General features: G+C 60.9%; 8 protein-coding genes and 1 pseudogene. 3 read left to right on the top strand and 6 right to left on the bottom strand.

What is annotated here, in order from left to right; all coding sequences use genetic code 11:
- Positions 1–132, top strand: a pseudogene (locus O7A61_RS30455) (IS481 family transposase); the annotation flags it as partial.
- Here the strand turns inward: O7A61_RS30455 and O7A61_RS30450 are convergent.
- The 4 genes from O7A61_RS30450 to O7A61_RS30435 form a co-directional block, all read right to left on the bottom strand.
- The gene (locus tag O7A61_RS30450) at positions 129–293 is read right to left on the bottom strand and encodes a TfoX/Sxy family DNA transformation protein (protein WP_337132903.1); all 165 of its coding nucleotides are present in this window, start codon (positions 291–293) and stop codon (positions 129–131) included. The pseudogene O7A61_RS30455 and the gene O7A61_RS30450 overlap by 4 nt on opposite strands.
- 70 nt (positions 294–363) lie before the next feature.
- Positions 364–1,035 (bottom strand): DUF2161 domain-containing phosphodiesterase, encoded by a 672-nt coding sequence (locus tag O7A61_RS30445; protein ID WP_337132902.1) that lies wholly within the window; start codon positions 1,033–1,035, stop codon positions 364–366.
- Positions 1,036–1,136: 101 nt separating this feature from the next.
- Positions 1,137–1,943 carry an alpha/beta fold hydrolase gene (locus O7A61_RS30440; protein WP_337132901.1) on the bottom strand — a complete coding sequence of 269 codons (807 nt, stop codon included), beginning with the start codon at positions 1,941–1,943 and terminating at the stop codon, positions 1,137–1,139.
- A gap of 188 nt (positions 1,944–2,131) precedes the next feature.
- Positions 2,132–2,929, bottom strand: a complete 798-nt coding sequence (locus tag O7A61_RS30435) for a sterol desaturase family protein (protein WP_337132900.1) — start codon at positions 2,927–2,929, stop codon at positions 2,132–2,134.
- Positions 2,930–3,249: 320 nt separating this feature from the next.
- Here O7A61_RS30435 and O7A61_RS30430 point away from each other — a divergent pair, with 320 nt between their 5' ends.
- The gene (locus tag O7A61_RS30430; protein ID WP_337132899.1) at positions 3,250–3,483 is read left to right on the top strand and encodes a hypothetical protein; all 234 of its coding nucleotides are present in this window, start codon (positions 3,250–3,252) and stop codon (positions 3,481–3,483) included.
- Positions 3,484–3,533: 50 nt separating this feature from the next.
- On the opposite strand, the gene O7A61_RS30425 is transcribed toward O7A61_RS30430, so the two are convergent.
- Positions 3,534–4,463 carry a LysR family transcriptional regulator gene (locus O7A61_RS30425; RefSeq protein WP_337132898.1) on the bottom strand — a complete coding sequence of 310 codons (930 nt, stop codon included), beginning with the start codon at positions 4,461–4,463 and terminating at the stop codon, positions 3,534–3,536.
- Positions 4,464–4,595: 132 nt separating this feature from the next.
- Between O7A61_RS30425 and O7A61_RS30420 the strand changes: the two genes are divergently transcribed.
- Positions 4,596–5,312, top strand: coding sequence for an SDR family NAD(P)-dependent oxidoreductase (locus O7A61_RS30420; protein ID WP_337132897.1), 717 nt, complete (start codon positions 4,596–4,598; stop codon positions 5,310–5,312).
- 138 nt (positions 5,313–5,450) lie between these two features.
- On the opposite strand, the gene O7A61_RS30415 is transcribed toward O7A61_RS30420, so the two are convergent.
- Positions 5,451–5,663: a hypothetical protein gene (locus O7A61_RS30415; RefSeq protein ID WP_337132896.1), complete on the bottom strand. Its 213-nt coding sequence runs from the start codon at positions 5,661–5,663 to the stop codon at positions 5,451–5,453.
- Between the last annotated feature and the right edge of the window lie 710 nt (positions 5,664–6,373).

The raw sequence follows: 6,373 nt of genomic DNA, 5'->3' as shown, positions 1-6,373 counted from the left end.
CATCGCGCCGCCGAGTTGCCCATATGGCTGCATCGGTACAATTGGCACCGTCCGCACGGGAGCCTAAAGTCCAAACCGCCAATCAGTCGCCTGGGCCTGACCAAGGACAACCTGTTGAGGCTCCACAGCTAGAGCGCGAGGATCGTCACATGCCGGCCAAATCGAAACTTCAGGCGACGATAGGCTTCGACTGAGCCGAGATTGCGCAAATCGTCGTCGGAGACAATGTCGATTTCCGCCAACATCCGCGCCGTCGCCGGGCCAAGGTTTCGCATGTCCTGGATGCGTACCATCACCATGCATCCCCTGGTTCGGTCGGCAAATCCCGCTCAAACTGACCGACGGCATAGAGCACGTTCACGATCATCCTGGCGAACTGTCCGGGGCCTGCGGCCAACGGATCAGCGAGGCACGGCCAGCGTCGGTGAGATCGTAGACGCCGCGGTCGACGCGCGCGAACCAGCCATAGACATTGTGCAGCAGGATCTTTGGCGCAAGCGGCGTCAGCGTCTTCAGGTCGCGTGGGCGCTTGGGCCCGTCCGCCAACGCCGCGGCGCAGGCGAGGGCGCTCTGCCGGTAGGCGGTCATGATCGGAGTGCGCGATCCTCCGCCGGCGACAGGATCGCCGCGGCGGCGCTGGTGCTCGTCGACAAGGCGAGAACGCCGTCGCGCATTCTTGCGCGGCGCCACGGCGATCGGACTGAGAAGCACTTCGACCCGATCATTGGCGGTTACGCCAATCAGGCCGAAGCCGAGCCGACGGCAAAGGTTGCGGAACCTGGCATCGCTTTCGCGCCCCTTGCCACGCGCCGACATGCGCGCCGCCAGCCACACTTCATCGCAAGCAGCCGCGCGGTCGACGCCCTGCAGAACCAGCTCGAGATTGAACTGCAGCTTCAACTCGCAGATGACGACGATCGGCGGCTCTCCCTCGCGCAGCGCGACGATATCGCAGCCGCCGATTTCGCCTTTCACGACGAAGTCGAGGTTTTCGAGGAAACGCTTCACCGGCGCATAAAGTGAGGTCTCGTTCATGCCGCAAGGCTTAGCCGATTCGACGTGAAAAGCCTCGCAGGCGAAATGATGTCTCGCGTGCATGGCCCGGAGCTGGGACTCCGGAAGCGGTGCGGCAGGGCTCAAGGATGAATTTTTTTGAGGAAAGCCAGCAGCACGTGGTTGAACTGGTCGGGACGCTGCAAGGGCGCGAAATGACTGACCTCGGGCAGCATGACCAATTCCGATCCCGGTATGCTGTGGGCCAGATAGATCGCGTGCTCGTCTTTGATAAACTCGTCGTGCTCGCTTTGGACGATCGCCACGGGCACGCCGATGTCTCCCAGTTCGGCGGCCCCGTAATTGGGTTCGCTCTTCATCATCAGGCCGACAGCTTTGACAAACGCATCGAATTGACCTGGCGTGGCCGACAGCTCGGCATAGTCCTTTTTGTGCCGGCTGAAACACCGCTCGATGACCGGACTGGCCTCGAACTCCTTCGTGCCGCTGGGATCCATATTGCAGCCGAAGAAGAACACACCCGCGATGCGATCGGCGGCCTTCATCCCAAGGATCAGGGCAACGCAGGCGCCATCGCTCCAACCCACTGCGATAGCCTTGTTCAATTGCAGGCGATCCATCACCGCCAGGACATCCGAGGCCATCAGTTCGTATTTGTACGGCCGTTCGTCGCGGGTGCTGCGTCCATGGCCGCGGCTGTCGATGGTGACGGCCTGATAGCCGTTCTTGACCAATGACGGGACCTGAAATCCCCAATTGCCGCTATGGCCAAGGCCACCATGCAACAGGATCACGGGATAACCCGTCCCAAACGTCGCGTACCAGATCTTTGCGCCCTCGTGCTCCACCTGACCTTCGTGCGCCGCGGCCGGCAAAGGAGCGGCGCCGTGCGCTTCGAATTTCGTGAGGTCGTCGTCGCGATAATCCATGCCGAAACCAGCTTCGTGGCAAATTGCGCAGGACCTACATTTATCGCCGGCACCCGCCGGCACCAACCCACGAAGGAATTTCTGCTGCCATCAGCCGACACGACAAGTGGGGTTGTGTTGCCGCCATGAACGCCGTTCGGCGCGAAGCAGCCACATCGGGCGGCAATAGCCGCGGTCAATATTTGCCGTCAGCCTTTGCTCTCCGGCACTGCCCGATTCGATCGTTTCCTGCGGCGCAGCAGTGGATAGCCAATCTGTCCGAAGTAGCTGGAAGGGACCGGATCATCGACGCCATACTTCTCAGGCACTTTGTTGCCTGTCGCATTATAGGTGCCGAACACCACGTCGAGGAGGGGCAACTGTCCGGCGAAGTTCTTGTCATAGGCTTCGCGCTGGTTGGCATGGTGCCAGCGATGGAACTGCGGGCTGGCGATAAGCCACTTCAAGGGGCCGAACGGAATTCGCAAGTTCGAATGAACGAGCAGAGTGTGCCAGAAGTAGATGACGGAAAAGACCCCGATCGAAGCTTCGGAAAATCCGAGAAAAAAGATCGGAGTCAGCGAAATTGCCTTCGTGATTATGGAGTCGACGGGGTGAGAGTGGAATGCACCGAGCCAGTCCAGTTCCTCGATGCCGTGATGGACCGCATGGAACTTCCAAAGCGCGGGGATTTCGTGAAACGCACGGTGTGCCCAGTAGACACCTGTATCGGTAATCACGATGATTTCGGCGACCTGCAGCCAGATTGGCTGGCCGCCGATCGCGTGCGTTACCGATTGCGGGACCAGCATTGCAGCGGCTTCGAGCGTGTTCGCCGCGATCAGGACTACTACTGCCTTTATGACGAGGCCGTTGAACAGCATATAGATCAGGTCGACACCCAAGCCGTTGCGCAGGATCTTCTGCGGTCGCTCGGCAAACAGATGCTCGAACGGAATGAAGATCAGCGCACAGATCAGCAGCCCCTTGATGCCAAAGATATCCATTCGACCGCTATCGCCTTGCCTTTAGCCAGCGCCACCCGCGCTTCAGTTTCGAACAGAACCACATTTCTCCTTTCGAAAGGCTTGATGCCGGCCGCCTGTGTCGTGCTCACGGCTTGTCACGCACTCGCCGGGTGTCACATCCGTGTCGCAAGCTGGCGCTACTTGGTCGGCGCGCATTTGTCGAACGCAGCGCAACGCGCGTCCTCCCAGGACTAACCCCTCCGGTCCCTGCCGGCGGGGTTTTTCATTCCAGAACCATATTGTCGGTCGCGAGTTGTCCTTGCTATTGTGGCATTGCGGTCAGCACAGGGACGCCCATCATGGACGCAAGCGAAATGAGTGCGATCGGCGACACTCTCATGAGGATCGTCACGCCCGACATGTCTCCCAAGCAGCTTGTCAAAGCTGCCAGGAAAGCGCACCCCAAGGCCTCCAAGAAGGACATTGCGAGAGCAGCCTTCTTTTCGATCATCGCGAACGCGGGCCAGGACATCGGCAAGGCCAGGAACCTGCAGGCATTTGCCATCGCGGAGCGCACACAGCAATCGGACTGAGCAAGTCTCCCGCCTTGGCGTTGGACTTACTATCGCTGCGCGATCACACTTCATCGCCGGGGATAAGCCGCCCGGCAGACCGACATGACGGTATCGCGCAGCCAACGATGCGCCGGGTCGGCGTCCATGCGAGGATGCCACATCGCCGATATCTTGAACTCCGGAATGGGAAGCGGGAGCTCGAAGCTCTCGAGACCCGCCGTGACGGCATGGTCGCTTGCGCCGGCATTGCCGAAACACGAGCGCGGCACGGTCGCGACCAGATCCGATTGGCGCACGATCCGCATTGCATCGGGGTAGCCGGGCACCACAACCACGACGGTGCGTCCAAGGCCAAGCTTCACCAAGGCTCCATCGATCGGCTCGACGACATTTCCTTCCCGTGATGCCACCACATGCTTGCAGGCGGCGTAGCGTTCGGGCGTCACACCCGCACCCGTCAGAAGCGGGTGTCCGGCCCGGGCCACGCCGACATATTTGTCGTGGAACAGGAACTGGGTGCGTATCTCGGGCGCGGACGTTCCAAGCAAACCGATCTCCAGATCGATGAGACCTTCCCGAAGCGGACGCGCGTCCTTGTCGGGCTTTGGTGCGAAGCGCAGGCGCACACGGGGCGCCGCACGGGTGACCGCAATCACGACCGGGCCGGAAAGGAATTCCAGGAATGCTTCGCTGGCGCGAATGGTGAATGTCAATTCGAGCGTGGCCAAGTCCAGGCGCATGTTCTGCGGCCGCAGAACAGCTCGCACATCCCGGCTGAGCTCATGGACGCGATCGCGCAATTCCGTGGCGTGGGGCGTGGGCACAAGCCCGCGTCCGGCCCGGACGAGCAGCGGGTCGCCGGTGGCAGCGCGAAGTCGCGTGAGCGTCCGGCTCATCGCCGAGGTGCTCAAGCCGAGCCGGCGGGCCGCCCCCGTCACGCTGCCTTCGGCAAGCAAGACGTCCAGCGCCACGAGAAGGTTCAAGTCCACATTGTCCATGGCACAGCCTTATCGCAGCTGTTCTGGCAGACATAGCGCCGGATGCAACCATAGTTTGAATTTGGCGCGTCTGGCGCGTGGCTTCCGCTTGCCCATATCTGCGGTCACCCAGCAAACGAAAGAGATTGCCCAATGTCCGCAGACGTTCTGAACACCCCATCAGGTACAGCCCTTCTTATCGGCGCATCGCGCGGCCTCGGCCACGCAATGGCGGCCGAGTTCCTCAGGAAAGGCTGGCACGTCGTTGGCACGATCCGGGAAAGCGGCGGCCGGACCAAGCTGCACGATCTCGCGGATGAGTTCGACGGCCGGCTCGAAATCGAGACGGTCGACATCTGCGAGCCCGATCAGGTCGCGGCCTTGCGCGACCGGCTGTCGGGCAGGGCATTCGACATAGTGTTCGTCAATGCCGGCGTGACAAACAACCCGGCTGAAACGATCGCTGAAGTGACGACCGACGAGTTCATTCGCGTGATGGTCACAAATGCACTCAGCCCGATGCGTGTCCTCGAGAGCCTGGAGCCATTTGTCCCGGCGACCGGTCTGATCGGCGTGATGTCGTCCGGGCAGGGCAGCATTTCCAACAACGAAACAGGTCAACGTGAGGTCTACCGCGGCAGCAAGGCGGCGCTGAACATGTTCATGCGAAGCTTCGCGGCCCGTCATGCCGCAACATCGCGTGCCATGGTGCTGATGGCGCCCGGATGGGTCCGTACTGAGTTGGGCGGACCAGATGGACGGCTGAGCATCGAGGAAAGCGTGCCCAGCCTTGTGAACGTCCTGCTTGCCAGGCGGGGAACCCCGGGGTTGACCTATGTCGACTATCTCGGCCGCACCGTCCCCTGGTGATATAGGCCCGCCAAGCGGAACGTCGCAAACGTCACCGGCACCGCACGATGGTTCTGGAGAAAGAGGGACAAAGGTTCGGGCGTCGGCGCTCAATCCTTGAGCGTCGGTCCTGTGCGGAAAGTGCAGGCGTCTGAAAGCCTACATGTTGCTGGCGGCGTGATGCTGCGGCGGAGCCGGTCTGTTCTTGGCGGGCCGGGGTTTGATGTGAACCGGCCGATCGGCGAGTGTTTTCACTATCGGCGGCATGACGCGCTGCTTGGCAGCTACGCGCTCGCGTTTCACCATCTTGGCGACAAAGCTCCGCACTTCAAACATAAAGGGCTCCTCCCGGATGCCCTCCCGCGAGTCCATCGTACGCCTGCTGAAGGCCAACCGCATCTAGATTCGGCATGGTTAACCCACCTCCCTGCCTTTGCTGCCGCTCCTCGCCCTCACCGCAGCGCTTGCCGTCGCCGGCGCCCCGCTGCTGCAGTGAAAGGAAACACGATCCCCCCACATCAAAACTGCATATTTGCAGGTTTAGCTCGGCTGCTCAGGTGCCCGGGCTTTCTTCGTCTGTGGCGGAAAAGTCACGCAACCCGGATAATGCGGTGCTTCAACTGGTGCGCGCTTATTATCCAACCAGGCGAGGCGTATCGTCATCGAGGGTAAAAGGGGGCCACCCTTGACCGCACGCGTTTCATTTCCTCCCATGAACTAGCGCCCGCTGCGCAAAACGTGGCGGGCGTTTTCTTGATTCAGGGCGTCAAGGCGCGGCGGGTTCGGCTTCCGGCCCTTTTCATTTTGCCAAATCTCAGCCAATAGGAACATATTCCGCGCGGCGATTTCTTCGTTCCGAGGCCGCACCACGTCCAAAACCATTGCCGATGCGATTGGCTTTACGTCACTTGCGGCATCCCAAGTGCAAACATTCCGTCAAGTTCGACCTTGAGGCGCTAGAGCGTGATGAGATTAGTTTCGGTCATAGCCGGAGTTTTCGAAGTAGTGTGAGCATTCTGTCGGTGTGATGCGGTTGAGAATTTGGCCGATCGCGTCGCAGACGGTTTGGACGGTGCGGCTTG

Source organism: Mesorhizobium sp. Cs1321R2N1 (genome assembly GCF_037179725.1).
GTDB classification, from domain to species: Bacteria; Pseudomonadota; Alphaproteobacteria; order Rhizobiales; family Rhizobiaceae; genus Mesorhizobium; species Mesorhizobium salmacidum.
This window is presented reverse-complemented; position numbering and strand designations above follow the sequence as displayed.

Bases quoted from the DNA above. Each gene is read 5' to 3' on its own strand.
- O7A61_RS30445 (WP_337132902.1), bottom strand. From the start codon at position 1,035: ATGAACGAGACCTCACTTTATGCGCCGGTGAAGCGTTTCCTCGAAAAC.
- O7A61_RS30440 (WP_337132901.1), bottom strand. From the start codon at position 1,943: ATGGATTATCGCGACGACGACCTCACGAAATTCGAAGCGCACGGCGCC.
- O7A61_RS30435 (WP_337132900.1), bottom strand. From the start codon at position 2,929: ATGGATATCTTTGGCATCAAGGGGCTGCTGATCTGTGCGCTGATCTTC.
- O7A61_RS30450 (WP_337132903.1), bottom strand. From the start codon at position 293: ATGGTACGCATCCAGGACATGCGAAACCTTGGCCCGGCGACGGCGCGG.
- O7A61_RS30420 (WP_337132897.1), top strand. From the start codon at position 4,596: ATGTCCGCAGACGTTCTGAACACCCCATCAGGTACAGCCCTTCTTATC.
- O7A61_RS30430 (WP_337132899.1), top strand. From the start codon at position 3,250: ATGGACGCAAGCGAAATGAGTGCGATCGGCGACACTCTCATGAGGATC.
- O7A61_RS30415 (WP_337132896.1), bottom strand. From the start codon at position 5,663: ATGGACTCGCGGGAGGGCATCCGGGAGGAGCCCTTTATGTTTGAAGTG.
- O7A61_RS30425 (WP_337132898.1), bottom strand. From the start codon at position 4,463: ATGGACAATGTGGACTTGAACCTTCTCGTGGCGCTGGACGTCTTGCTT.